The 23,518-nt window shown below is 38.1% G+C and carries 21 protein-coding genes; 6 read left to right on the top strand and 15 right to left on the bottom strand.

From position 1 onward, the window contains the following. The first annotated feature begins 2 nt into the window (after positions 1 to 2). From hflD to BTA34_RS05565, 5 genes are all read left to right on the top strand, one after another. Positions 3 to 632: a high frequency lysogenization protein HflD gene (gene hflD / locus BTA34_RS05585; protein WP_151434823.1), complete on the top strand. Its 630-nt coding sequence runs from the start codon at positions 3 to 5 to the stop codon at positions 630 to 632. Between the two features lie 31 nt (positions 633 to 663). Next, positions 664 to 2,034 carry an adenylosuccinate lyase gene (purB, locus tag BTA34_RS05580; RefSeq protein WP_151434822.1) on the top strand — a complete coding sequence of 457 codons (1,371 nt, stop codon included), beginning with the start codon at positions 664 to 666 and terminating at the stop codon, positions 2,032 to 2,034. 214 nt (positions 2,035 to 2,248) lie between these two features. Further along, complete coding sequence (gene phoP, locus BTA34_RS05575) at positions 2,249 to 2,923, top strand: two-component system response regulator PhoP (protein WP_151434821.1); 675 nt, start codon at positions 2,249 to 2,251, stop codon at positions 2,921 to 2,923. A gap of 1 nt (position 2,924) precedes the next feature. Beyond that, entirely contained in the window at positions 2,925 to 4,388 is a 1,464-nt protein-coding gene (phoQ, locus tag BTA34_RS05570) for a two-component system sensor histidine kinase PhoQ (RefSeq protein WP_151434820.1), read from the top strand. Positions 4,389 to 4,567: 179 nt separating this feature from the next. Beyond that, positions 4,568 to 5,689: a cupin domain-containing protein gene (locus tag BTA34_RS05565; protein ID WP_151434819.1), complete on the top strand. Its 1,122-nt coding sequence runs from the start codon at positions 4,568 to 4,570 to the stop codon at positions 5,687 to 5,689. Positions 5,690 to 5,786: 97 nt separating this feature from the next. On the opposite strand, the gene BTA34_RS05560 is transcribed toward BTA34_RS05565, so the two are convergent. The 6 genes from BTA34_RS05560 to lolC form a co-directional block, all read right to left on the bottom strand. After that, complete coding sequence (locus BTA34_RS05560; protein WP_151434818.1) at positions 5,787 to 6,065, bottom strand: hypothetical protein; 279 nt, start codon at positions 6,063 to 6,065, stop codon at positions 5,787 to 5,789. Positions 6,066 to 6,351: 286 nt separating this feature from the next. Then, positions 6,352 to 7,596, bottom strand: coding sequence for a peptidase T (pepT, locus tag BTA34_RS05555; RefSeq protein ID WP_151434817.1), 1,245 nt, complete (start codon positions 7,594 to 7,596; stop codon positions 6,352 to 6,354). Between the two features lie 52 nt (positions 7,597 to 7,648). Then, a complete protein-coding gene (cobB, locus tag BTA34_RS05550; RefSeq protein WP_151434816.1) occupies positions 7,649 to 8,506 on the bottom strand; it encodes a Sir2 family NAD+-dependent deacetylase in 858 nt (285 codons plus the stop codon). Between the two features lie 85 nt (positions 8,507 to 8,591). Continuing rightward, complete coding sequence (lolE, locus tag BTA34_RS05545) at positions 8,592 to 9,839, bottom strand: lipoprotein-releasing ABC transporter permease subunit LolE (protein ID WP_151434815.1); 1,248 nt, start codon at positions 9,837 to 9,839, stop codon at positions 8,592 to 8,594. Further along, positions 9,839 to 10,549, bottom strand: a complete 711-nt coding sequence (gene lolD, locus BTA34_RS05540) for a lipoprotein-releasing ABC transporter ATP-binding protein LolD (protein WP_408633989.1) — start codon at positions 10,547 to 10,549, stop codon at positions 9,839 to 9,841. The genes lolE and lolD overlap by 1 nt, the downstream gene beginning before the upstream one ends. 40 nt (positions 10,550 to 10,589) lie before the next feature. Further along, positions 10,590 to 11,792: a lipoprotein-releasing ABC transporter permease subunit LolC gene (gene lolC, locus BTA34_RS05535; RefSeq protein WP_151434814.1), complete on the bottom strand. Its 1,203-nt coding sequence runs from the start codon at positions 11,790 to 11,792 to the stop codon at positions 10,590 to 10,592. A 193-nt stretch (positions 11,793 to 11,985) separates the two neighbouring features. Between lolC and mfd the strand changes: the two genes are divergently transcribed. Then, entirely contained in the window at positions 11,986 to 15,435 is a 3,450-nt protein-coding gene (gene mfd / locus BTA34_RS05530; protein WP_151434813.1) for a transcription-repair coupling factor, read from the top strand. An 87-nt stretch (positions 15,436 to 15,522) separates the two neighbouring features. Here the strand turns inward: mfd and umoD are convergent, their stop codons facing one another. The 9 genes from umoD to BTA34_RS05485 form a co-directional block, all read right to left on the bottom strand. Then, entirely contained in the window at positions 15,523 to 16,023 is a 501-nt protein-coding gene (gene umoD / locus BTA34_RS05525) for a flagellar biogenesis regulator UmoD (protein ID WP_151434812.1), read from the bottom strand. 848 nt (positions 16,024 to 16,871) lie between these two features. Next, positions 16,872 to 18,179: an NAD(P)/FAD-dependent oxidoreductase gene (locus BTA34_RS05520; RefSeq protein ID WP_151434811.1), complete on the bottom strand. Its 1,308-nt coding sequence runs from the start codon at positions 18,177 to 18,179 to the stop codon at positions 16,872 to 16,874. Between the two features lie 454 nt (positions 18,180 to 18,633). Then, entirely contained in the window at positions 18,634 to 19,173 is a 540-nt protein-coding gene (gene ycfP, locus BTA34_RS05515) for an alpha/beta hydrolase YcfP (protein ID WP_151434810.1), read from the bottom strand. Then, positions 19,170 to 20,189 (bottom strand): beta-N-acetylhexosaminidase, encoded by a 1,020-nt coding sequence (gene nagZ, locus BTA34_RS05510; protein ID WP_151434809.1) that lies wholly within the window; start codon positions 20,187 to 20,189, stop codon positions 19,170 to 19,172. Before nagZ ends, ycfP begins: the two co-directional genes overlap by 4 nt. Before the next feature lie 38 nt (positions 20,190 to 20,227). Then, entirely contained in the window at positions 20,228 to 21,112 is an 885-nt protein-coding gene (locus BTA34_RS05505) for a phosphotransferase (protein WP_151434808.1), read from the bottom strand. Further along, entirely contained in the window at positions 21,105 to 21,686 is a 582-nt protein-coding gene (locus BTA34_RS05500; RefSeq protein WP_151434807.1) for a penicillin-binding protein activator LpoB, read from the bottom strand. The genes BTA34_RS05505 and BTA34_RS05500 overlap by 8 nt, the downstream gene beginning before the upstream one ends. A gap of 17 nt (positions 21,687 to 21,703) precedes the next feature. Continuing rightward, positions 21,704 to 22,105, bottom strand: coding sequence for a YcfL family protein (locus BTA34_RS05495; RefSeq protein ID WP_151434806.1), 402 nt, complete (start codon positions 22,103 to 22,105; stop codon positions 21,704 to 21,706). 39 nt (positions 22,106 to 22,144) lie between these two features. Next, a complete protein-coding gene (hinT, locus tag BTA34_RS05490; RefSeq protein WP_151434805.1) occupies positions 22,145 to 22,495 on the bottom strand; it encodes a purine nucleoside phosphoramidase in 351 nt (116 codons plus the stop codon). A 42-nt stretch (positions 22,496 to 22,537) separates the two neighbouring features. Next, positions 22,538 to 23,323: a metal-dependent hydrolase gene (locus BTA34_RS05485; RefSeq protein ID WP_151434804.1), complete on the bottom strand. Its 786-nt coding sequence runs from the start codon at positions 23,321 to 23,323 to the stop codon at positions 22,538 to 22,540. Between the last annotated feature and the right edge of the window lie 195 nt (positions 23,324 to 23,518).

Raw genomic sequence — 23,518 nt, 5'->3', positions numbered from 1 at the left:
ATGTGGCTAAAGATTTTCGTGATATAACGCTTGCATTGGCAGGGATCTGCCAAGCAAGTCGTCTCGTTCAACAAATTGCTTACCAAGGTAGTGCGAATGAGAGCGATGTTGAAGTCATGGTTAACAGTGTGTTTAATCTCAACCCAACTTCAACATTAGATGTTTATGGCAACCAAGTCAGCCACTTAAAATTAGGCTTTCAAACATTGAAAGCCATTCATCAGGCGGTAAGAAGAGAAAAATTAACGCTTGAGTTAATGACTTACCAGCAAGGCTTAATTAATCTAGAGCGTCTTATCAATAGAAATGATGATTACAGCTCTCGTTTATCACAAAAAATTTCTCAATTAGAGCGTCAAAAAAGTTATTTTGAACCAATGTCCGAAGGTGTATTTAATGCCCTTGCGGGCGTTTATGTTGATGCAGTTAGCCCTGTTGGCCCTCGCATTCAGGTTCATGGCTCGATTGAACTATTAAAGAACCCTATTATTCAAGCTAAAGTTAGAGCGTTATTACTGACCGGCATTCGAAGTGCCGTGCTCTGGCGTCAAGTCGGTGGTCGTCGTTTTGATTTTTTACTACATCAAAAGACCATCCTGCGACAAGCTGATGATTTTCTCGCTCAATGTTAATACTTTAAATTCAACCTGGGAGTTGCCAACAATGGAATTATCTTCGCTGACAGCGATTTCACCGATTGACGGTCGTTACGGAAGTAAAACCTCGTCGTTACGTTCTATTTTTAGTGAATTCGGTCTTCTGAAATTCCGTGTACAGGTAGAAGTTCGCTGGCTACAAAAGCTGGCATCTTGCGCCGACATTAAAGAAGTTCCAGCCTTTGAAAAAAACGCAAACGATTACCTTGATGCGATTGTTGCTAACTTCAATGAAGAAGATGCAGCGCGTATTAAAACTATCGAACGCACCACTAACCACGATGTAAAAGCCGTAGAATATTTCTTAAAAGAAAAAGTGGCGACTATCCCTGCTTTACATCAGGTTTCCGAATTTATTCACTTCGCTTGTACATCTGAAGATATTAATAATCTATCTCACGCCATTATGCTGGAAACAGCACGCCAAGAGATCTTACTGCCTGCATGGCGTGAAATTATTGATACCATTAGTAAAATGGCGCAAGAATACCGTGATTTACCATTACTTTCTCGTACTCACGGTCAACCAGCAACACCATCTACAATTGGTAAAGAGTTTGCTAACGTTGCCTACCGTATGGAGCGCCAATATCGTCAACTAACTCAAGTTGAGATCTTAGGTAAAATTAATGGAGCAGTAGGTAACTACAATGCCCACTTAGCCGCATATCCTGAAGTCAACTGGCACCAATTTAGTGAAGAATTTGTAACGTCATTGGGTATTACATGGAACCCATACACAACTCAAATTGAACCACACGATTATATTGCGGAGCTTTTTGATTGTATTAGTCGCTTCAACACTATCTTGATCGATTTCGACCGTGATATTTGGGGTTACGTAGCACTGAACCACTTTAAACAAAAAACTATTGCAGGTGAAATTGGTTCATCAACCATGCCTCATAAAGTAAACCCAATTGATTTTGAAAACTCTGAAGGAAACTTAGGGTTAGCCAATGCAGTTATGGGACATCTTTCTAGCAAATTACCTGTTTCGCGCTGGCAACGTGACTTAACAGACTCAACTGTACTGCGTAATTTAGGTGTTGGTATGGGTTATGCGCTAATTGCTTATCAATCAACCATAAAAGGTCTTAATAAACTTGAAGTGAATGAAAACCATCTTCGTGAAGAATTAGACTGCAACTGGGAAGTATTAGCCGAGCCGATTCAAACTGTAATGCGTCGTTATGGCATTGAAAAACCTTACGAAAAGCTAAAAGAGCTTACTCGTGGAAAACGCATCACAGAACAAGATATGGTCGTTTTCATTGATGGTTTAGAACTACCAGAAGATGAAAAAACACGCTTAAAAGCAATGAAACCTGAAAGCTATATTGGTTTTGCCACTCAACTTGTTGATAAATTAAATTAATTTATCTTTCTAAAAAAGGCAGATAATCTCTGCCTTTTTTTATATCAAAAAATGAGAAAGCTCTCTGTAACTTAAACACGTTACCCGCTACGGTATTTTTTAAGTGATAGATTGACTATGATAACAATATATTTTTTATCTTATAGGATGACACTCATTTCCTATATTTATTTTACAACAGTGAATTTTTGCTGATTGTACTCAAGGTGGAATAATGCGGATCTTAATTATTGAAGATAATATCCTACTTCGCCATCATTTATCTGTGCAATTTCGTGATGCTGGGCATCAGGTTGATGCAGCAGAAGATGCCAAAGAAGCAGATAATTTTATTGCAGAAGGAACACCTGATGTTGCCATTGTGGACTTAGGATTGCCGGATGAAGATGGCATTAGCCTTATTCGTAGATGGCGAGAAAATAATATTACCCTACCAATAATGGTCTTAACGGCACGAGAAAGTTGGCAAGAAAAAGTTTCAGCGTTAAATGCGGGCGCTGATGACTATGTGACAAAGCCCTTTCATTTTGAGGAAATTGTTGCACGTATTCAGGCACTAATGCGAAGAAACATGGGAATTGCATCGCAAACCCTCTCAATCGAACCTTTTGAATTGGATTTATCCCGTAAAGAGTTCATGATTTCAGGCGAACAAATCAAGTTAACGGCATTTGAATATACAATTTTAGAAACCTTGATGCGAAATCAAAATAAAGTTGTTAGTAAAGATGCATTAATGCGTCAGTTATACCCTGATGCCGAATTAAAAGAGAGTCATACTATTGATGTGCTAATGGGCCGACTACGGAAAAAAATCTTAGAGAAATATCCTGATGACGTAGTGGTTACAGTACGCGGACAAGGCTACCGTTTTGATATGAAACCTTAATATGCAAAAAAAACAGCGCTCTCCATTCTCATTACGAACACGTTTTTTGCTTGCAACTAGTGCCATAATTTTGGCACTTACGCTCTCTTATGGGTTAGTTGCCATTGTCGGTTCGATTGTCAGTGTGGATAAAACCACTTTTATGCTGATGCGTAGTCAAAGTAATCTTTACTACAGCTTAGCGCAGTGGAACAAGGGTAAGCTGAATATTGAGTTTCCAACAAATCTTAATAATAACACCACCTCGTTGGTAATTATTTTTGATGATGAAGGTAATGTATTATGGACGCCTCCCGATTTACCTAAAGCCATTGCGGATAGCATTAAACATAAGTGGCGTCATGAAGAAGGCTTATTTGAGATCTCAGTCGATATCAAAACAACACGTTTAATGTTAAAGCAATTACCGCAATATCGTGTTTATCTCAAACGCCTTGAAGAATACACCAGTAATGAGTTTTTAACTCACTCCGTTGTGATTAATCATTATCCTGCCGCTGATAATATGCCTTCTATGGCGATCGCGGTTATCGATCCTATTCCTCAGCGTATGCAAAAAGCCAGTCAAGTTTGGGATTGGTTCTTATATATTATTCTCGCTAATTTATTCTTAGTTGTACCTTTAATTTGGTTAGCTGCACATTGGAGCTTACGACCTATAAAGCAAGTAATAGAACAAATCAGTGCCTTAGAAAAAGGAATTCGCAATGATTTGGATGAAAACCCGCCAACCGAGTTAAAAGGCTTAGTCCGAAATTTAAATGTGTTATTACGTAATGAACGCAGTCGTTATAGTAAATATCGCACAAGTTTATCTGATCTTACCCATAGCTTAAAAACACCACTTGCCGTGTTGCAATCCACATTACGCTCTTTACGTTCGGGCAAACAGATGACGATAGAGCAAGCCGAACCAATTATGCTTGATCAAATAGAACGAATTTCCCAACAAGTCGGTTATTATCTGCACCGAGCATCCATTCATGGTGATCACGATATTACCACGCGAAAACTCCATTCACTGTCAGGATTACTGGATAATCTTTGTAGTGCATTAAGTAAGGTTTATCAGTCAAAAGGTGTTGATTTAACACTTAATATTTCACCTGAAATCATGTGGTTAGGTGAGAAAAATGATTTTATGGAAGTGATGGGTAATATTCTTGATAACGCCTGTAAATACTGCTTAGAATTTGTTGAAATCAATGTTAGCAATAATGAAAATAGTGTAATGATTATTGTTGATGATGACGGCCCGGGCGTCAGCCCTGAAAAAAGAGAGGCCATTTTCCAACGAGGAACAAGAGCAGATACTCTGCGTTCTGGGCAAGGATTAGGATTATCTATTGCAGTTGATATTATTGAACAATACAGTGGTGAAATTACTATTACGGATAGCCCTTTAGGCGGCGCTCGTATCACCGTAATCTTTGCTGAGCAACAACTGACGACTGAGCGTGAATAATCATTGCTGATAAGAAACTCTTTTTTAAATTACCGCTAAATATATGGCGTTATGCATGATATCTGTTCAGTTATTATCGTGTTACTCGCTATTACTCACATTGCTCAAAGGAATGTTTAGCAGGAAACTAGAATTCATTATACTATGGCTTTAGGCTTCCCGAATTCAGGATATACACAATGGACTATAAACTTAATTTAGATTGGCAATCATTCCTCGAAAGCCATTGGCAAAAACGCCCTTTATTAATTAAAAACGGCTTCTCTCGTTTTGTTGATCCTTTATCTCCTGACGAACTTGCTGGTCTTGCAATGGAAGATGAAGTAGATAGCCGTCTTGTTAGCTGTCAAGACGGACAATGGGGAGTCAAACATGGGCCTTTCGAGCACTTTGAAGGACTCGGTGATAAAGATTGGTCTTTACTTGTACAAGCCGTCGATCACTGGCATTTTCCTAGTGCGGCATTAATGAAGCCATTTCGTGTGTTACCCGATTGGCGCATTGATGATTTAATGATCTCTTATTCTGTTCCCGGTGGTGGTGTAGGTCCACACCTTGATCAATATGATGTCTTTATTATTCAAGGACAAGGTCGTCGTCGTTGGCGTGTGGGTGAAAAAATCCCAATGAAACAACACTGCCCTCACCCTGATCTGCTTCAAGTTGATCCTTTTGAAGCAATTATTGATGAAGAATTAGAACCGGGTGATATTCTTTATATCCCACCAGGATTTCCACATGAAGGCTATGCGATTGAAGAATCACTAAACTACTCTGTTGGTTTCAGATCGCCTAACGCTCGTGAGCTTTTCAGTGGTTTCGCTGACTATGTGCTAGCAAATGATTTAGGCAGCTATCGTTATAGCGATCCGGATCTAACTCCGCGTGAAAACCCTGCATTAGTACAACATCAAGAGTTGAATAAACTTCATGCCATGATGGAAGATCTACTTGCTCAACCAGAAGTATTCCGTCATTGGTTTGGTGAGTTTATTTCTCAATCTCGTCATGAGCTTGATCTTGCAGTTCCAGAACCTTTATATGAAAACGCAGAAATTCATGACTTACTGCAACAAGGCGAGCAACTTCACCGTTTAAATGGTATTCGTGCGTTACGTGTTGGTGATAGCTGTTTTGTTAATGGTGAGTTGATAAATACTGATTATATCGAAGCGGCTGATGCGCTTTGCCAATATGATTATATTGATAAACAACACTTAGGTGAGGCATTATCTGATCCGAAGTTTGTGCGTTTATTAACACACTTAGTTAATCAAGGTTATTGGTATTTTGAAGATTAATTATCACTAACTTTCAATTATAAGTTATAAAGCCCTGATATATTGCTGCAGGGCTTTTTTTATTAATAAATATTAAAAATAAATCTTATTTTAAAATCTAACGGATTAAATAACTTATTGCTTCTTTTAGAAGTATTCTTGTATTTTTAAAGAGAAAAGGAATAACAACAAAAAATGTACTTTGTAAGAAAAAAAGTAGTAATGTATGTTTGCTATTTGTCGCATAAAGAGAAAATGAGATTAAATAAGTTATTAGAAAATAACTAAAAATAATAATAAACGATTGCTGCTCAGATTGTTTAATTACTTCCTTTTGATGAAAGCTTAGTTGATCTTCTATTACAGGTTTTAATAATTTTTCTGTTATGTTTTCCATTCAATATCCTTATATTATATTTATTCACATCTCTTTAATTATAATAGAAAATCAGAAAATTCAATTTCTCAAGGAGTTATTAATATTAAGCCTATATTAAAAGTTTAATAGTGAATAATATGTAAAATCATTCATTAACTCAGCAGAAAAAGAGAGCGGTTGGGAGGTTGGAAATTGCCTATTGAACAAGATTACAAAAAACGTAAATAAACAAATTTAAGATATTCTCTTTACTAAAAAGTAATAGCCGATATATCGGCTATTACTTTTATCTTATTTGGCTTAATCAGCTAATCACTTTCGCCTTTTCTCTTTCAGCCGTAATTTCAGCGATACGCATAATCACACTCACCGCTGCTTCCATGCCTTCTAAAGAGATAAATTCATGCTTACCATGGAAATTATAACCGCCTGTAAAAATATTAGGGCAAGGTAATCCGCGGTAAGAAAGTTGAGCGCCGTCTGTACCACCACGAATAGGCTTGATATTTGGCTCAATATCACAATCAATCATGGCTTGTTTGGCTATTTCAATGATGTGAGGGAATTGAACAACTTTATCATGCATATTGTAATAGCTATCATCAATCGTTAGCTCAATATAGCAATCAGGATGTAGCCCTTTCCCGACTTTCTCTGCAATCGCAATCATATTCTGTTTGCGTTTTTCAAATAAGTTACGATTAAAATCACGGATAATATAATGCATTTCCGCTCTTTCTACTGAACCTTTGATACTTTGCAGATGGTAAAAACCTTCATAACCGTCGGTATTTTCGGGTGTTTCATCAACCGGTAATTCTTGATGAATGCGTGTTGCTAATCCTAATGCATTAACCATCACCCCTTTGGCACTACCCGGATGAACATTGTTACCTACAATTTTGATATTCACGGATGCGGCATTGAAGTTTTCATATTCCAATTCGCCAACACCACCACCATCAACGGTATAAGCCCAGCTTGCACCGAATGCTTTTAAATCTACATAATGCGCACCACGCCCAATTTCTTCATCAGGAGTGAAAGCAATACGAATATCCCCATGCGGTCGATTCGTTTCTTTTAAGCGCACCATCGCTGTAATAATTTCAGCAATACCCGCTTTGTCGTCCGCACCCAATAACGTTTTGCCGTCTGTAGTAATTAATGTTTTACCAATCATTGAATGTAAAATTGGGAACATAACCGGCGATAACACTTCATCACCAATACCTAACGCAATATCGCCACCACGATAATCTTCAAGAACTTGTGGTTTTACATGTTTTCCTGAAAAATCAGGAGATGTATCAAGATGCGAAATAAAGCCAATCACTGGCACTGGCCAAGATACATTGGATGGTAAACTTGCCATTACACATCCCTTATCACTGAGCATTACATCAGAAAAGCCCAGTTTTTTTAATTCTTGAGCCAATGCCTTGGCAAGTTTTAATTGTCCATCACTGCTTGGTGACATTTTTGAAGATGGTTTTGATTGTGTATCAAAATTAATATATTCAAAAAAACGTTCTAATAATTTATCCATTTTGCCCCCTAAGATCTCTCTAAGAACAATAATAGGGAACTCTATAAAATAATTATTGCGTCAAATCAGCTTTAGGATCATTAATTAATTCAAACAATTTATGAACATATTCATCAACGACCTGACTTGCAGGACCATAATGTTTTTCTTCAAACTGGCTTTCAACCAAACTGGGTTCAAGATTTAATTCAACGGTATGAGCGCCTGTTAACCGAGCTTCATGGACAAAACCAGCTGCTGGATAAACATTTCCAGATGTACCGATAGAGATAAAAATATCAGCCTCAGCCAAAGCGTGATAAATCTCTTCCATACCAATTGGCATTTCACCAAACCAGACAATATGTGGGCGTAATGGCGATGGAAATTGGCAACAATGACAACGATCGGTTGTTTCTAAGTCCCCTTTCCACTCAAAGACTTGGCGAGATTGAGGGCAACGCACTTTTAGCAATTCACCGTGCATATGCAAAATATGTTTACTACCTGCCTTTTCATGCAAATTATCAATATTTTGCGTAACCAGTAAAAAATTGTCTTTACCTAAACGTTGCTCTAACTTCGCTAATGCATAATGCGCTTCATTAGGTTGAATAGAGGGCTGTTGCAATTGGCGACGACGTTCATTGTAAAACTGTTGAACCAATTGGGGATTGCGTTGATAACCTTCAGGTGTTGCAACATCTTCAACGCGATGCTCTTCCCACAATCCATCTTCTGATCGGAATGTTTTAATTCCTGATTCAGCCGAAATGCCAGCCCCTGTTAATACGACAACTTTGGGTAAATTCATTTCATGTTCCGTTTTATGGGTTAGATGAAAATAGCGACAACGTGAATGTTGTCTACGTAAACTTTTAATTTTACGAAACTTTCTAAACCGACGATGACGAAGTTTAAGTTTCATCATTACAATCCTTGGTTTTCAAATTTAAATATCGCGTTTCTTATCTTCACTAGTTTAAGCGTTTTTTCTTCTGTGTATGTCAATAAACTTATTGTCCACTTAAAATTCTTGCAGGATCTAGTTTAGTGGCTCGGCGTGCAGGATACCAACTTGCAATCAGGCTTAAGATCACAGTGGTAATAAATACAGAGAAAACGTCAATTAAATGAACTTCTGAAGGTAGAAAATCAACGAAATAAACATCGCCAGACAACACGCTGTGTCCCGTTAATGATTCAATAACAGACACTAATGGCGTTAAATTATAAGCAACCAAGACACCCAATATCACACCTGCGACACAACCAATCATGCCTGATAATAAACCGTACCATAAAAAGATATTACGAATATGGCTATCTCGCGCACCTAACGTTCGTAAAATAGCAATATCACTACTTTTATCTCTTACCGCCATAATCAGCGTTGAAACAATATTAAAACAAGCGACACCAATCACTAAGATCATCGATAAATACATAATGCTACGGATCATCTGAATATCGCTATACATATAGCCGTAGTCACTTATCCAGCTTTTAGCATAGACATATTCTTTACTGTTTAATCCCGCATTATGAATAATTTCATTCGCGAAAAAAGGATCAACCGTTTTCACTTCAATTCCTGTAATACCTTGCCCGTAATCCATATATTGCTGAGCATCGGCTAAAGGAATTAAGGCTAATTGATGATCGAGCATCCCACTTAATTTAAAGATACCACTCACTTGTAAACGGATACGTTTAGGCTGTAATAATTTAGTAGGATCGTCATTATTAGGGATTAACACGGTGAGCCAATCACCTTGTTTTATTTTCAATGCATCGGCAACACCTTGCCCGATAATAATTTGTTGCTTACCGGCCTTAAAATCTTGCCATGCATTGTTTTGTACATATCGAGGCAATAGGCTGATATCACCTTGTTTTTCAGGTGAGACACCCATGACTTGCACTGCCTTTAATTCTGTTCCTTTTTCTAACAATCCAGTAAGTAAAATATAAGGAGCAGCAGCGACAACACCTTGGGTATTTTCAATACGAGGTAATGCTGATTGCCATTGTACAAATGGCTGTTCTACTGAATAAATTTGTCCGTGAGGCACCACTGATAAAATGCGGTTTTTTAATTCACGCTCAAAGCCATTCATGGCACTTAGACCAATAATTAAGACGGCAACCCCAAGCATAATGCCCAGTGTTGAAATAACTGAAATTAAAGAAACCATTCCCGCACGTTTTCGCCCTCTTGAAAAACGTAATGCGGTCACTAATGCAAGTGGCAATTGCGCCATTATTTCACTCCTGAAATTGCGTTTTGTGACTGTAGTTGACCATCTTTCATTTCAAGTTGGCGCTGAAAACGAGCAGCCAGTGATAAATCATGCGTTACAACCAGAAAAGCAGTTTGTTTTTCTTTGTTTAACTTAATCAACAATTCGAAAATCCCTTCTGCGTTTTTCTGGTCTAGATTACCCGTTGGTTCATCGGCAAGGACTAATGCAGGATCGTTCACTAATGCTCTCGCAATCGCAACGCGTTGTCTCTCACCACCAGAAAGCTCTGAAGGACGATGATGAGCGCGATCCTTTAACCCAACCGCTTCAAGTAAAGACATTGCTTTTTCTTTCGCCACAGAAGCGCTCGTGCCACCAATCATCAGTGGCATAGCAACATTTTCAAGTGCGGTAAAATCAGGTAATAGATGATGAAATTGATAAATAAAACCCAATTGGCTATTACGTAAATCAGCCTTTTCAGAAGAAGATAATTTATTAAGTGATTGCCCTTTAAAAAAGACTTCGCCTGATGTGGGTGAATCTAATCCACCCAACAAATGTAATAAGGTACTTTTTCCAGAGCCTGAACTTCCCACTATGGCAAGAAAATCGCCCTTATCCATTTTAAAAGAGACTGATTTCAGCACTTGTGTGGAAATAGAACCATCTTGGTATTGTTTACATAGGGCGTGGCAATCCAATAAACCATCTTTATTAATTTGCATTTGTTTTTCTGATGCCATGGGTTGTTTATTCAAAGAAGAATTACTCATAACGTAGCGCCTCTGCTGGCTGAATAGCCGCGGCCCGCCAAGACGGGTATAAAGTGGATAAAAGGGAAATGATAATAGCGGAGAAACCAATCATAAAGACGCGTCCCCAATCAAGTGTTGCGGGCAATTCCACACCTTGAGGAATAAGTCCTACCGCCGGCATAATGACGTTTAATTGACTTGAGAGTAATGCGCCTAACAGACCACCAGCTACCGCCCCTAAAATACCTGCACCTGCCCCTTGTAGCATAAAAATGGACATAATCTGAGAGCGTTTTAAACCCATCGTTTGCAAAATAGCGACTTCACCTTGTTTTTCCATGACCAACAAAGAAAGTGAAGTAATAATATTAAAAGCCGCCACTGCTATAATTAAGCTTAATAATAATCCCATCATATTTTTTTCCATTTTAACGGCTTGGAAAAATTCACCTTTACGTTCGCGCCAATCTCTCCAACTTAGATTTTTATCTAAAGATTGTGCACTGTATTTTTCAATATTGAGAGGATCAGTAAAGAAAAGACGCCATCCTGTAATATTACCTGGCTGATAACGCATTAAACGTGCCGCATCTTGCTGATTAACTAAGATTTGAGAGGCATCTGCATCGCCACCACTTTGGAAAATGCCTTTAACAGTAAATAACCGTTGGCTAGGTAATCTTCCCATTGGCGTTAATTGGCTTACACTTGGCACAATAAGGCGGATGCTATCTCCTTCTTTTGCTTTTAACTGTTTAGCAAGACCACTGCCTAAAATGACACCATAATCCCCCGCTTTCAGCATAGAAAAATCGCCATAACGAATATGTTTCGTTAAAGGTTCATCTTGCGCTTTTTCTATACCCAGCATGACACCAACGCTGATATTGTCTTTACTTTGCAAAACAACATCACCTTCTACTAAAGGGGTAACGTTTATGATACCTTCACGCGTCAGTAATCTTTCAGCTATATTTGGATCGCGGGGTAATTGTCCGCTAGGTGATGTCACAATGGCTTGTGGAATATAAGCAAGAATGCTTTCTTGCAATGAACGTTCAAAGCCATTCATGACAGAAGTCACTGTGATCAGTGCCGCTACACCTAACATAATCCCTAAAGCGGATAGCCATGAGACGAAGCGACCGAATTTATCGACCGCACGACCCCGCATATAACGGAGCCCTATATAAAATGAGACAGAATTGTACATGAAATCTGTGCTGTTCCTGTTGCTAATGCGAAGTGTTCAGGGATAATAAAGGGTAGTCTTACTGAATGGAACCACTCTATTCCCAAACTGTGGTTTTTCTTTTATCTTAACCTGCCCGCCAGTTTAAGCTTTAGCCATTAAGCTAAAGATGTGTTGGGAGTTAACTACAACAAAGAGTTCACATTACACGCTTATGTCCTCAGAATATCGTTATCAACTTCCTATAAAACAAGGGGATACTCGTCAGCTAGGTCAACTGACTGGTGCCGCTTGCGCTCTAGAATGTGCAGAGATCATCAAACGTCACTCTGGATTAGTCGTTCTTGTTACTCGTGATATGCAAAATGCATTGCGTTTACAAGATGAAATCCGTCAGTTTTGTGATTATCCAGTAGAGACATTATCGGATTGGGAAACACTGCCATACGACAGTTTTTCACCTCACCAAGAGATCATCTCAAACCGCCTTTCTACGCTATACCGTATTCCATCACTTCTCAAGGGAATTTTAATCTTACCTGTCAATACGTTAATGCAGAAAGTCTGCCCTACGGATTATCTCGCAAGTCATGCGTTGGTAATGCAAAAAGGAGAGGTACTTTCTCGTGATAATTTACGTAAAACATTAGATGAAGCGGGATATCGTCATGTTGAGCAAGTATTAGAACATGGAGAATACGCAACGCGTGGGGCATTATTAGATTTATTTCCGATGGGAAGTGAATTTCCTTATCGTATTGATTTTTTTGATGACGAAATAGATAGCCTGCGTACTTTTGATGTCGATACACAACGAACATTAGCTGAAGTTGATCAAATTAATTTATTGCCTGCGCATGAATTCCCCACAGATGCAAATGCGATAGAAACTTTCCGTAGCCAATGGCGTGAACGGTTTGACGTAAGACGTGATCCAGAACATATTTATCAGCAAGTCAGTAAACACATCTTGCCAACGGGAATTGAATATTGGCAATCCCTGTTTTTTGAACAGCCTTTATCTAACTTATTTGCTTATTTCCCTAAAAACACATTGATAGTGACGCAAGATCTACAAGATTTTGCAGAAAAATTTTGGCAAGACATTAATCAACGTTTTGAAAGCCGTCGCGTTGATCCTATGCGCCCCCTGTTACCACCTGATGATATTTGGCTGAACGTTGATAAATTTAATAAAGAGTTAAAACAGTGGCCTCGTATTCAACTTAAAACAGAAACGTTGCCAGAAAAGGCAGGACAGACCAATTTAGGCTATCAACCTCTTCCTGATTTATCGATTAACGCGCAAAGCAAATCACCTTTAGATAACTTACGTCGATTCCAAGAACAATTTTCAGGCAGCGTTATTTTCTCTGTTGAAAGTGAAGGACGACGCGAAACCGTACAAGAGCTTTTATCGCGCATAAAAATAGCGCCCAAGCAGATCATTGAATTATCTGATGCTCAAGAGAAAGGTTTTTACTTTATCATTGGTGCTGCTGAACATGGATTTATTGATAACCATCGTCAATTAGCCATGATCTGTGAAAGTGACATGTTAGGTGAACGAGTTAATCGTCGTCGCCAAGACAATCGCCGTGCAATTAATACAGATACATTAATTCGTAACCTTGCTGAATTAAGCATAGGACAACCCGTTGTTCATCTTCAACATGGTGTTGGTCGCTATCAAGGAATGACAACACTAGAAGCGGGTGGCGTTAAAGCTGAATACTTGATGTTAAGTTACGCGGGTAATGACAAGCTTTATGTGCCTGTTTCATCACTGCATTTGATTAGTCGTTATTCTGGTGGTGCAGATGAAAATGCCCCACTACATAAATTGGGTGGCGATGCATGGGTAAGAGCGCGCCAAAAAGCCGCTGAAAAAGTGCGTGATGTCGCAGCAGAGTTATTAGATGTTTATGCTCAACGCGAAGTAAAAACAGGCTTTGCCTTTAAAATGGATAAAGAGCAGTACCAATCATTCCGCCAAAGCTTTCCTTTTGAAACAACACCTGATCAAGAAATGGCAATCAATGCTGTACTTAGCGATATGTGCCAAGCCATTTCAATGGATAGACTCGTCTGTGGTGATGTCGGATTTGGTAAAACAGAAGTGGCGATGCGCGCTGCATTTCTTGCCGTTAACAACAATAAACAAGTCGCTATTTTAGTGCCAACTACCCTATTGGCTCAGCAACATTTTGATAATTTCCGTGATCGTTTTGCTAATTGGCCCGTTAACATTGAGATGATCTCGCGTTTTCGTAGCGCAAAAGAGCAACAGCAAATTACAGAAAAACTGGCTGAAGGAACCGTTGATATTGTCATTGGTACACATAAATTGCTTCAACCTAATATTCAGTGGAAAGATTTAGGGCTATTAATTGTCGATGAAGAGCACCGTTTTGGTGTTCGCCATAAAGAGCGTATAAAAGCCATGCGTGCTAATGTCGATATTTTAACGCTAACAGCAACGCCAATTCCTCGTACATTGAATATGGCAATGAGTGGTATGCGTGATCTTTCCATTATTGCAACACCACCAGCACGTCGCTTATCGGTGAAAACCTTTGTGCGAGAATATGACGACTTAGTAGTACGTGAAGCTATCTTGCGTGAGACATTGCGTGGTGGACAAGTTTATTACTTGTATAACGATGTTGAAAATATCGAAAAAGCCCGCGAGAGACTAGCTGCACTCGTTCCTGAAGCGCGTATTGGCATTGGTCACGGGCAAATGCGTGAACGTGAACTTGAGCGTGTGATGAATGATTTCCATCACCAACGTTTTAATGTGTTACTTTGCACCACAATTATTGAAACAGGTATCGATATACCTAGCGCGAACACCATTATTATTGAACGAGCAGATCACTTTGGCTTAGCGCAATTACATCAGTTACGTGGTCGTGTAGGTCGTTCTCATCATCAAGCTTATGCTTATTTGCTGACGCCACATCCTAAAGCAATGACAAAGGATGCTCATAAACGTTTAGAAGCGATTGCTTCACTGGAAGATCTGGGTGCAGGTTTTGCATTAGCAACTCATGATCTAGAAATTCGAGGTGCAGGTGAATTATTAGGAGAAGAACAGAGCGGTCAAATGAATACTGTTGGTTTCTCACTTTATATGGAATTGCTAGAAAGTGCAGTAGAAGCGCTTAAAGAAGGTAGAGAGCCATCACTTGAAGATCTCACCAATCAACAAACTGAAATTGAATTAAGAATGCCAGTCTTGTTGCCGGATGATTATATTCCTGATGTAAATGTCAGACTTTCATTCTATAAACGAATTGCCAGTGCCATTGATGTAACAGAGCTTAATGATCTAAGAGCAGAGTTAATTGATAGATTTGGTAAGCTGCCTGATGCAGGGCGTTATCTACTGCGTAATGCGGCTATTCGTTTAAGTGCAATGAGCTTGGGTATCACTCGAATTGAAGCCCATGATAAAGGTGGATTTATTGAGTTTGGTGAAAAGAATAAGGTTGATCCAGGATATTTAATCAGTCTACTTCAAGAGCAACCTGCTATTTTCCGCTTAGATGGCCCTTCAAAACTGAAATTTATTACTGATTTAACTGAGCGTGAAAAACGACTCACTTTTATTGATGATATGTTAAGTGCATTTAATGAGCATAAAATAACCGCACTCTAGCGGTTATTGAATCAACAAAAAGGCGTAATCAAAGTCACTTTATTACGCCTTTCTTTTTATATTCTTAGGTTTGTTCTATTGATAAGTTTACTCTTTGCGACAAGGTACTTTTTCATTCATAGAACAATAAGGTTCTTGTTCTAAAATCAGCCTACCATCAGAATCTAACGCGATAATTTCACCAGGTTTAAACGTGGTACGGACTTTGCCTGGTGTTCCATCGATAGTATAAAGCACATCATAACCCACAATTCTACGCTCTTGACGATAAATCGGGATGCACTCTTTAAATTGAGGATAAGGGAAATTAGCAATATTACTGTTATTGAGTGCTTCAATCATATAAAACACTCGGCATTCTTGCTCTGCTGGGTGAAATCGTGACAATTTTTCTGGTGTAAAAGGTGTCGGTAAGCCAATTCGATGACAATACTCTTCTGTCACAAAAACGGTCGATTTAATAGGCGTAGCCGAAACGACATGAGCGTATTGAGGTTGGGGAAATACCCACCTCCATGCAATAAATGAAAGAATAGCTAATACTATGATTAGTCCTATTAGTGTGTACTTTCTGACATTAACACCCACTTTTACCCCTTTTTATTTGTTTTATCCTTAATTGCCACAGATACGTAATAAAAGCCACTGTTTCACGCTAACTGGCTAATATATTTAGTATTCAATAAATGAATTCTCTAATCTGATAGCTTAATTCAACATCCATGCTGATTAACATAATAAGTAAACTACGTATTTATGACATGTTAAATACACCACTTATTTCTGTTTTAATTACTTAATTAAATACTAACTACATTCTTAAGATTTACACATTATATTAAGATAGATCTTAATTTATTAAGCTGAAAATATAGAAATCGTTATGCAACTTATAATACATCATTATGATAACACTAAATTAACAAATGTTGCCTAAAAATAGGCGGTATTTCATATTTAACTCATATTATAAAATTTACTTTTAAAATTTGTAGAATTATTTTATCCACTTAAATGCGGTTAAAAACAACAAGTTAATCTTATTTATAATAATTTTTACTTATTATCTTTCTAATACAAATCTACGAAACACCATAACATTTTATTTGATGAATTAATGAATTAAACATCATTTTTTATTTAAGAAAAGTCTTAAATAATTTAGCGTAATAAATAAAATTAACGCTATCTTTAATATTACAAATTTAACCTTAATAATAAAATTATATTTATCATTACTCTATTGAGTTTTAGAGTTATCGGTTATTTCTGATATAGACAGACAAATCATCTAGTGCTTTATGCTGAGATTATTTATCTTATTTGGATATTCTCATTTAATCATTTAATTTAAAAGAAAAATAGATAAAAAACCCTCATATAATATGAGGGCTTCAAAAGGTAACTTTTGTCTTGTCTATAAAACAAAAGATAAATTAATGAAGTTTTAGTTTAGGTCTAATCACTCGATTGATTGATCCAACTAACATCATAAGCCCAGTTTTGATATAACCATGCAACGCTATTTGATGCATTCGATATAAAGAGATATAAACAATCCGCGCTATGCGCCCTTCGATCATCATGTCTCCCTTCATCAAATTCCCCATCAAACTCCCCACAGTACTAAATTTAGAGAGTGAAACTAATGAGCCATGATCAGTAAACACATAATCTTTCAGTGGTTTGTCTTTTAACATTGCTAAAATATTGCTGTAACAACGACTTGCCATTTGATGTGCAGATTGCGCTCGTGGAGGAACAAAACCACCTTCTTTTCTTGGACAAGAAGAGCAGTCACCAATCGCAAAAATAGAGTCATCTAAGGTTGTTTGTAAGGTAGGTTTAACAATCAACTGATTAATACGGTTAGTCTCTAGGCCAGCAATCTCTTTCATAAAATCAGGCGCTTTAATACCTGCCGCCCACACCATTAAATCAGCATCGATATGCTCACCTTCTTTGGTGTTTAATCCACCTTCATCTGCACTTGTGACCATGGTTTTGGTCATTACTCGCACACCTAATTTGGTTAATTCTTGATGTGCAGCACTAGAAATACGCACAGGTAATGCAGGTAAGATACGCTCTCCTGCTTCAACCAAGGTGATATTTAATGCGGAAGGCGCTAATTTTTTTAATCCATAGCTATTAAGCTGACGTACTGCATTATGCAATTCGGCTGAAAGTTCAACACCTGTCGCACCACCACCCACAATTGCAATATTTACCTTACGATTTTCTTCTTGTGCATTGGTATCTGCTGAGTATTTTAAAAACAAATTTAGCATTTCGTTATGGAAACGATGTGCTTGTTGAGGGCTGTCCAAGAAAATGCAGTTTTCTTTAATACCTGGTGTGCCAAAATCGTTTGATTTACTGCCTAACGCCATCACTAAAATATCGTAGTCTAATGTGCGTTCAGGTACGAGTAGCTCTTGCTCTTCATTATAAATAGCAGCCAGTGTGATATTTTTTTGCTCACGATCAAGCCCTGTTAAGGAGCCTAATTGGAAATTGAAATGATGATTATAGCCATGTGCTAGGTAACTTAACGCATCAACACCATCATCTAAAGAGCCAGTTGCTACTTCATGTAAAAGGGGTTTCCACAGATGACTGTTGTTGCGATCGACTAAGGTGATCTCTGCTTTTTTGCTGCGTCCTAATTTATTGCCTAATTTGGTCGCCAGTTCTAAACCACCAGCACCGCCACCGACAATAACAATTTTTTTTAATGACATTTAACGTCACTCCATAAAGATATTTACTGTTGTTATTTAAATAGCCTTAGTGAAATCTACTTAAATAACGACAGTTAAATCGTTTCGGCTGTTATTTTTGTTCTTAAGCAAGTTAATTGGAAAGATGGTCATACCAAAGTTGATTTATATCAAAAATATTTGAATATGCATATCTATTTTTTGAGGAAAATGGTTGTTTTTTGCCTTTGAGTGAGAAATAAATCTCCATTTAAAACATAGGGATATTGGTTTTGTTAATTAATACAAGGAGCTAGAAACATAAGCATAAAGAGGATTGTTAAAATCAGTCGTGATCATTGAGGTGATAAAAATAAAGGGGTGAAACAAATGCTGAGAAGAGATAGGCAGAGAGAGCTGTATGAACGTTTTAACGACATCAGATAAAAAAATGGATGGAACAAACACCATCCATTTTAAACATATTACTTTAGTCTTACTCTTTGTTATTAAACGCTTTAATTTTAAATAAGTGCTCAGAGAGGCTCTTAAATTTATGCGTTTGCACTTCATCCCAAATGACTGAGTAATAAGGTGATAATTCATCAGCAGAACGCTGATTATCTAAAATCTCATCATTACGGGATAAAATCACTAAAGCGTTATCTTTGTTTTTAGAACGAAAATCTTTAATACATTTCGTTGAGATATCTAAATATTCTTCAGGTCTGTCGATTTTGTCTGTCATGTTTTCGTAAGGAAAAAGATTAGGATTAATCATTACCTGACGAATATTACATAAGAAACCAATACGCTCTGCCCAATATCCACCTAATCCTACGCCGCAAATTAATACTGGCTCTTTTGTGGATTTAATCACTTTATCCGTTTCTTTCAGTAAGTGTTGCATGTCATGACGAGGATGCAACGTACTGTAGCTTAAAAAGCGGACATCAGGATCAATAAACTGTAGCTGTAAAACTTTCTCATGATTTCCAGGACTTGTGGAATCAAAACCATGTAAATATATAATCATGCTCGCTCCTGCCATTGCTCCTGTAATTGGGTCAGCAACTGATTCGCTTTTTTCCAACGATCAGAGGTTTGTAGCTCACTCAATGTGTAACGACCTCGGTGATGGTACAATGTGGAGATACGTTCTGCTTTGACAGAGAACAGGTTATCTAACACACTCACCGCCCCTTTTCGGTTATTACATACTAAAAGCATATCACAACCGGCATCTAGCGAGCGTTGCGCCCTTTCTGCATAACTCCCCATAATAGCAGCGCCTTCCATCGATAAGTCATCAGAGAAAATAACGCCTTGGAAGCCTAATTGTTCACGTAAAATAGATTTCAGCCAGTACGATGAGCCACTTGCCGGACGCTCATCAACCTGAGAATAAATAACATGAGCTGGCATAATCGCATCTAATAACTGGCGTTGAATAAAATCTTTAAAGATAGACATATCACGCTGGCGAATATCATTTAAAGAGCGATCATCACGAGGCGTTTCTTTATGAGAATCAGCCCTTACAGCACCATGACCAGGGAAGTGTTTGCCTGTTGATTTCATGCCCGCAGAGCGCATACCTTTAATAAAGCTCTCAGCCATTGTCATGGCAATTTCAGGGGAATCATGGAAAGAACGCTCGCCAATAGCAATACAGTTATGACCTAGGTCAAGCACGGGTGCAAAACTGATATCAATATCCATGGCAATCATTTCTGATGCCATTAGCCATCCCGCTTCTTGTGCTAAATGACTCGCTTGATAACTTTCATTTAATGCCGCATAAGATTGAGCTGCTGGTATGCGTGTAAAACCATCACGGAAGCGCTGTACTCGTCCCCCTTCTTGGTCTACTGCAATCACAAGCCGCTCATGAGATGCATCACGAATTTGGCGAACTAATTCATTTAATTGTTCAGCATCGTGGAAGTTGCGGGTAAAAAGGATTAATCCACCGACAAGAGGATGCTTTAAAATTTCACGCTCTTCACTATCGAGTTCATATCCTTCAACATCAAGCATTACTGGACCCATAACATTCCTCTCTTTGTAATTGTGACAAGATAATGTCTTTAATTCGTCAGACTGAAATAGCGACGCAAAGGTTCAGACATTATTAAAAATGATCCATCTTTTGTTTGTTGCCAACGGACTTCATACCACATTAGCATCATATAAAAAATGAATGGCTCCCTTGAGAGAATACGCTTTCTCAACTCCTTCACAGAATAAATATCCGTCTCTTTGGATTGAGTATAATGACAATGATACGAATAATAATAATCCAAAAACGTATTTTGTTGCGCCTCATTGAGTTGGTTTGTTGCAAAGAACGTCATCAATGAATCTGCTGTATCAATATCGGCAGCATATTCCCAATCAATAAATTTTATACCCGAATCACTAAGAAGAATATTCTCAACATGCAAATCCATGTGAGCAGGCGCGTATTTTATGAAATTGCATCGCGGTTGGCGTAAAAAATGTTGTTGCAAGCGTAACCATTTAGCAGATAAACGTTTTCTATCAATACCCTGCCAATAAATTAATAACTCATGATTTAAGTTAAGAGGAAAACCTAACGGTGTGTGTTGATGGAGTATTGCTATTTTTTCAGCTAACGGTTTTAAATAAGTACTAAAAAGTGATTGATGAGTAAGATGTTCGCCCTGTAACCAACAAAGAAAAAACCACTCTTTATAACGTGTGGCAACTTTAGGTGATAAATCAGATCCTGATAGCTGCTTTAAAATGGCGTATTCTTTTCTTCCATGTACATAAAGCGCTTTTTTTTCATCGCCATAATAGCGAGCAACCCAGTCAATATCTGCACATTGCACACGAAAAGCACCACCACCGGCTCCGGCTAATGCAGTGATTTTCCATTGACTTAATGCCGTTGCAGGGAAAAGCGCTTGCAAGGCATTAAGCAAACTTGAGTAATACGGATCACTCAACCTTATGACGCCCGTTCCAAAGAATTTCACCAGAAGAAACCGACATTAACTGCATGCTGATCACACGGTTATCTTTTTTACCATCAACGGTTGAGAATAAAATATAATCAGCTTTCAAATAGCGGGCTAAGCCAATCGCTGCACTACGAAGACCTAGGCTATCTTCACCAGATAAACCAAGCGCTTTTCGTGCTGACATCATTTGCGTATAAGGCACGGTTTGCAATGCACTAATACTATTAACTGATTCAATAATAGTATTAGTCGCATTTACCGCTTGGATATTCCCGCCTGAATTATTTTTAACATTATCAACAACGATAAGTTTACCCGCGTCTAAATCATCAGTAACTGCCATTTCTCTAATTAAAGGTGTGACAGCTGCATTCCAATTAATGCTCGTGATTTTAGGTGGCGTTGGCACAACTTCGATTGGTGGCTCTATCGGTTTAGGCGGCTCTACTGGCTCTGTGGGTGTCACCGGCTCTACAGGTACAGGGGGTTGTTGTGGCAACATAGATGGACAACCCGCTAATAAAAATACAGACATCGCCACAAATAGAACTCTTTTCATGCTCGTGTTACCTTATCCTAAGTAAAGAGATAAACTCTGACATAACTAATGGTTTTATTTGGTATATCACCACTAATTTCGACATCACCATCTCCAAGAATAGTCACATCATTTACATTTCCAGCAGGGGAAACTTCAAGACCTTGTTCGTTATACCAATAAAAACGATAACGAATAGAAACAGGGTAAGATTGTGTATTTGATAACATGACTGTCGCTTTGGTGCCATTAGCATGGTGTTCAATGGCCGGCTGACCAGCAACAACGCCTACAACTAATACTGAAGGCTCCATAATAATAGCCTGCTGACGATTGAAATAGAGTTTATTATCTGAATGAGATGATAAACATCCTGCAAGCAATGTCGTCATAAACACAACGATAAGTAATGAACAAATAGCCTTACCTTGTCTTATCATGTATTACTTCCTGTTATCCTGCTGTTAGCATTACATCCATTACAGGCTTAATAATGGTCCTAATGGTTTCCCGCCAAGTAAATGCATATGAATATGGAAAACTTCTTGTCCACCATGTTTATTACAGTTCATCACTAAGCGATAACCATCTTCAGCAATACCTTCTTGTTGTGCAATTTTTGCCGCAACAACGAAAAGGTGCCCTAATACTTGCTCATCTTCTGCAGTAACATCGTTTACAGTAGGAATAAGTTTATTAGGAATAATTAAAATATGAGTGGGCGCTTGAGGTGAAATATCACGAAATGCCGTCACTGTATCATCTTGAAACACGATATTGGCTGGAATTTCACCACGGATAATTTTACTGAAAATTGTTTCTTCTGCCATTTCCATCACCTTATTATTTATTTTAATTCCCGATTAATTCTATTAAGCAGGTAAGTTTTGAATATGAAAGAGCTTAGCAAAATTGCGTGTTGTTTGTTGCGCTAACTCTTCAACACTGACGCCTTTTAAGACAGCCATATATTCTGCAACATCGCGGACATAAGCCGGTTGGTTTTCTTTTCCGCGATGAGGAACGGGCGCTAAATAAGGGGAGTCTGTTTCAACTAAAATTCTATCAAGAGGAACAATACGCGCTGCTTCTCTAATTTGTTCAGCATTTCTAAATGTTACGATGCCAGAAAAAGAAATATACATTCCAAGATCAAGTAATGCGGTTGCAGTTTCTTTATCTTCAGTAAAACAATGCAAAACACCACCACAATCTTGAACTTTTTCTTCTTTTAAAATAGATAACGTGTCTTCGCGAGCACTGCGTGTATGCACAATAACGGGTTTATTAACTTGGCGTCCAATACGAATATGCTCACGGAAAATTTCACGCTGTAGAGCCGCATTTTCTTGTTGGTAATAGTAATCTAGCCCTGTTTCACCTAAAGCCACAACATCAGGTGCAGCAGCTAAACGTGCTAATTCTTCAATATCATGACCTTCATCTAAATTTAAAGGATGGACTCCACAAGAAAAGGCGATATTGTCACGTTTACCGATTAGCTCACGCATACTCTTAAAGCCCGGTAATGTGGTTGCCACTGCTAACATATATTGAACATCACGCTGCTGTGCTTTTTCGACAACATCATCAATATTTTCATGTAATTTTTCATAATCTAAGCAGTCGAGATGGCAGTGTGAATCAACTAAAAACATAACTTACTCTCATTTATCTGATACGACTTATATACTCGTCATTCTTCAAGTTACAGAGGTGTTGGCTACGCTCAGCTACCCGAATCACATATGAGTATGCTCATCGGGATATCTTTGCTTGCCGCCTACCTACAACTCGAATGATTTAGAGTATAGGTGTTTTTTATTACAGCTAAATCATAATTAATATATAGA

The organism is Proteus sp. CD3 (assembly GCF_008808075.1).
GTDB lineage: Bacteria > Pseudomonadota > Gammaproteobacteria > Enterobacterales > Enterobacteriaceae > Proteus > Proteus appendicitidis.
Note: the sequence above shows the minus strand (reverse complement) of the source record. Positions and strands in the feature narration are given on the sequence as shown.

What these genes read in the sequence shown, in the direction of transcription:
- ycfP (WP_151434810.1), bottom strand. Translation starts at nt 19,173, where the DNA reads ATGATTATATATTTACATGGTTTTGATTCCACAAGTCCTGGAAATCAT.
- BTA34_RS05495 (WP_151434806.1), bottom strand. Translation starts at nt 22,105, where the DNA reads ATGATAAGACAAGGTAAGGCTATTTGTTCATTACTTATCGTTGTGTTT.
- lolD (WP_408633989.1), bottom strand. Translation starts at nt 10,549, where the DNA reads ATGCAAATTAATAAAGATGGTTTATTGGATTGCCACGCCCTATGTAAA.
- phoP (WP_151434821.1), top strand. Translation starts at nt 2,249, where the DNA reads ATGCGGATCTTAATTATTGAAGATAATATCCTACTTCGCCATCATTTA.
- nagZ (WP_151434809.1), bottom strand. Translation starts at nt 20,189, where the DNA reads ATGGGTCCAGTAATGCTTGATGTTGAAGGATATGAACTCGATAGTGAA.
- hinT (WP_151434805.1), bottom strand. Translation starts at nt 22,495, where the DNA reads ATGGCAGAAGAAACAATTTTCAGTAAAATTATCCGTGGTGAAATTCCA.
- mfd (WP_151434813.1), top strand. Translation starts at nt 11,986, where the DNA reads ATGTCCTCAGAATATCGTTATCAACTTCCTATAAAACAAGGGGATACT.
- pepT (WP_151434817.1), bottom strand. Translation starts at nt 7,596, where the DNA reads ATGGATAAATTATTAGAACGTTTTTTTGAATATATTAATTTTGATACA.
- BTA34_RS05565 (WP_151434819.1), top strand. Translation starts at nt 4,568, where the DNA reads ATGGACTATAAACTTAATTTAGATTGGCAATCATTCCTCGAAAGCCAT.
- BTA34_RS05485 (WP_151434804.1), bottom strand. Translation starts at nt 23,323, where the DNA reads ATGTTTTTAGTTGATTCACACTGCCATCTCGACTGCTTAGATTATGAA.
- lolE (WP_151434815.1), bottom strand. Translation starts at nt 9,839, where the DNA reads ATGGCGCAATTGCCACTTGCATTAGTGACCGCATTACGTTTTTCAAGA.
- cobB (WP_151434816.1), bottom strand. Translation starts at nt 8,506, where the DNA reads ATGATGAAACTTAAACTTCGTCATCGTCGGTTTAGAAAGTTTCGTAAA.
- phoQ (WP_151434820.1), top strand. Translation starts at nt 2,925, where the DNA reads ATGCAAAAAAAACAGCGCTCTCCATTCTCATTACGAACACGTTTTTTG.
- BTA34_RS05560 (WP_151434818.1), bottom strand. Translation starts at nt 6,065, where the DNA reads ATGGAAAACATAACAGAAAAATTATTAAAACCTGTAATAGAAGATCAA.
- purB (WP_151434822.1), top strand. Translation starts at nt 664, where the DNA reads ATGGAATTATCTTCGCTGACAGCGATTTCACCGATTGACGGTCGTTAC.
- lolC (WP_151434814.1), bottom strand. Translation starts at nt 11,792, where the DNA reads ATGTACAATTCTGTCTCATTTTATATAGGGCTCCGTTATATGCGGGGT.
- BTA34_RS05500 (WP_151434807.1), bottom strand. Translation starts at nt 21,686, where the DNA reads ATGAAAAGAGTTCTATTTGTGGCGATGTCTGTATTTTTATTAGCGGGT.
- BTA34_RS05520 (WP_151434811.1), bottom strand. Translation starts at nt 18,179, where the DNA reads ATGTCATTAAAAAAAATTGTTATTGTCGGTGGCGGTGCTGGTGGTTTA.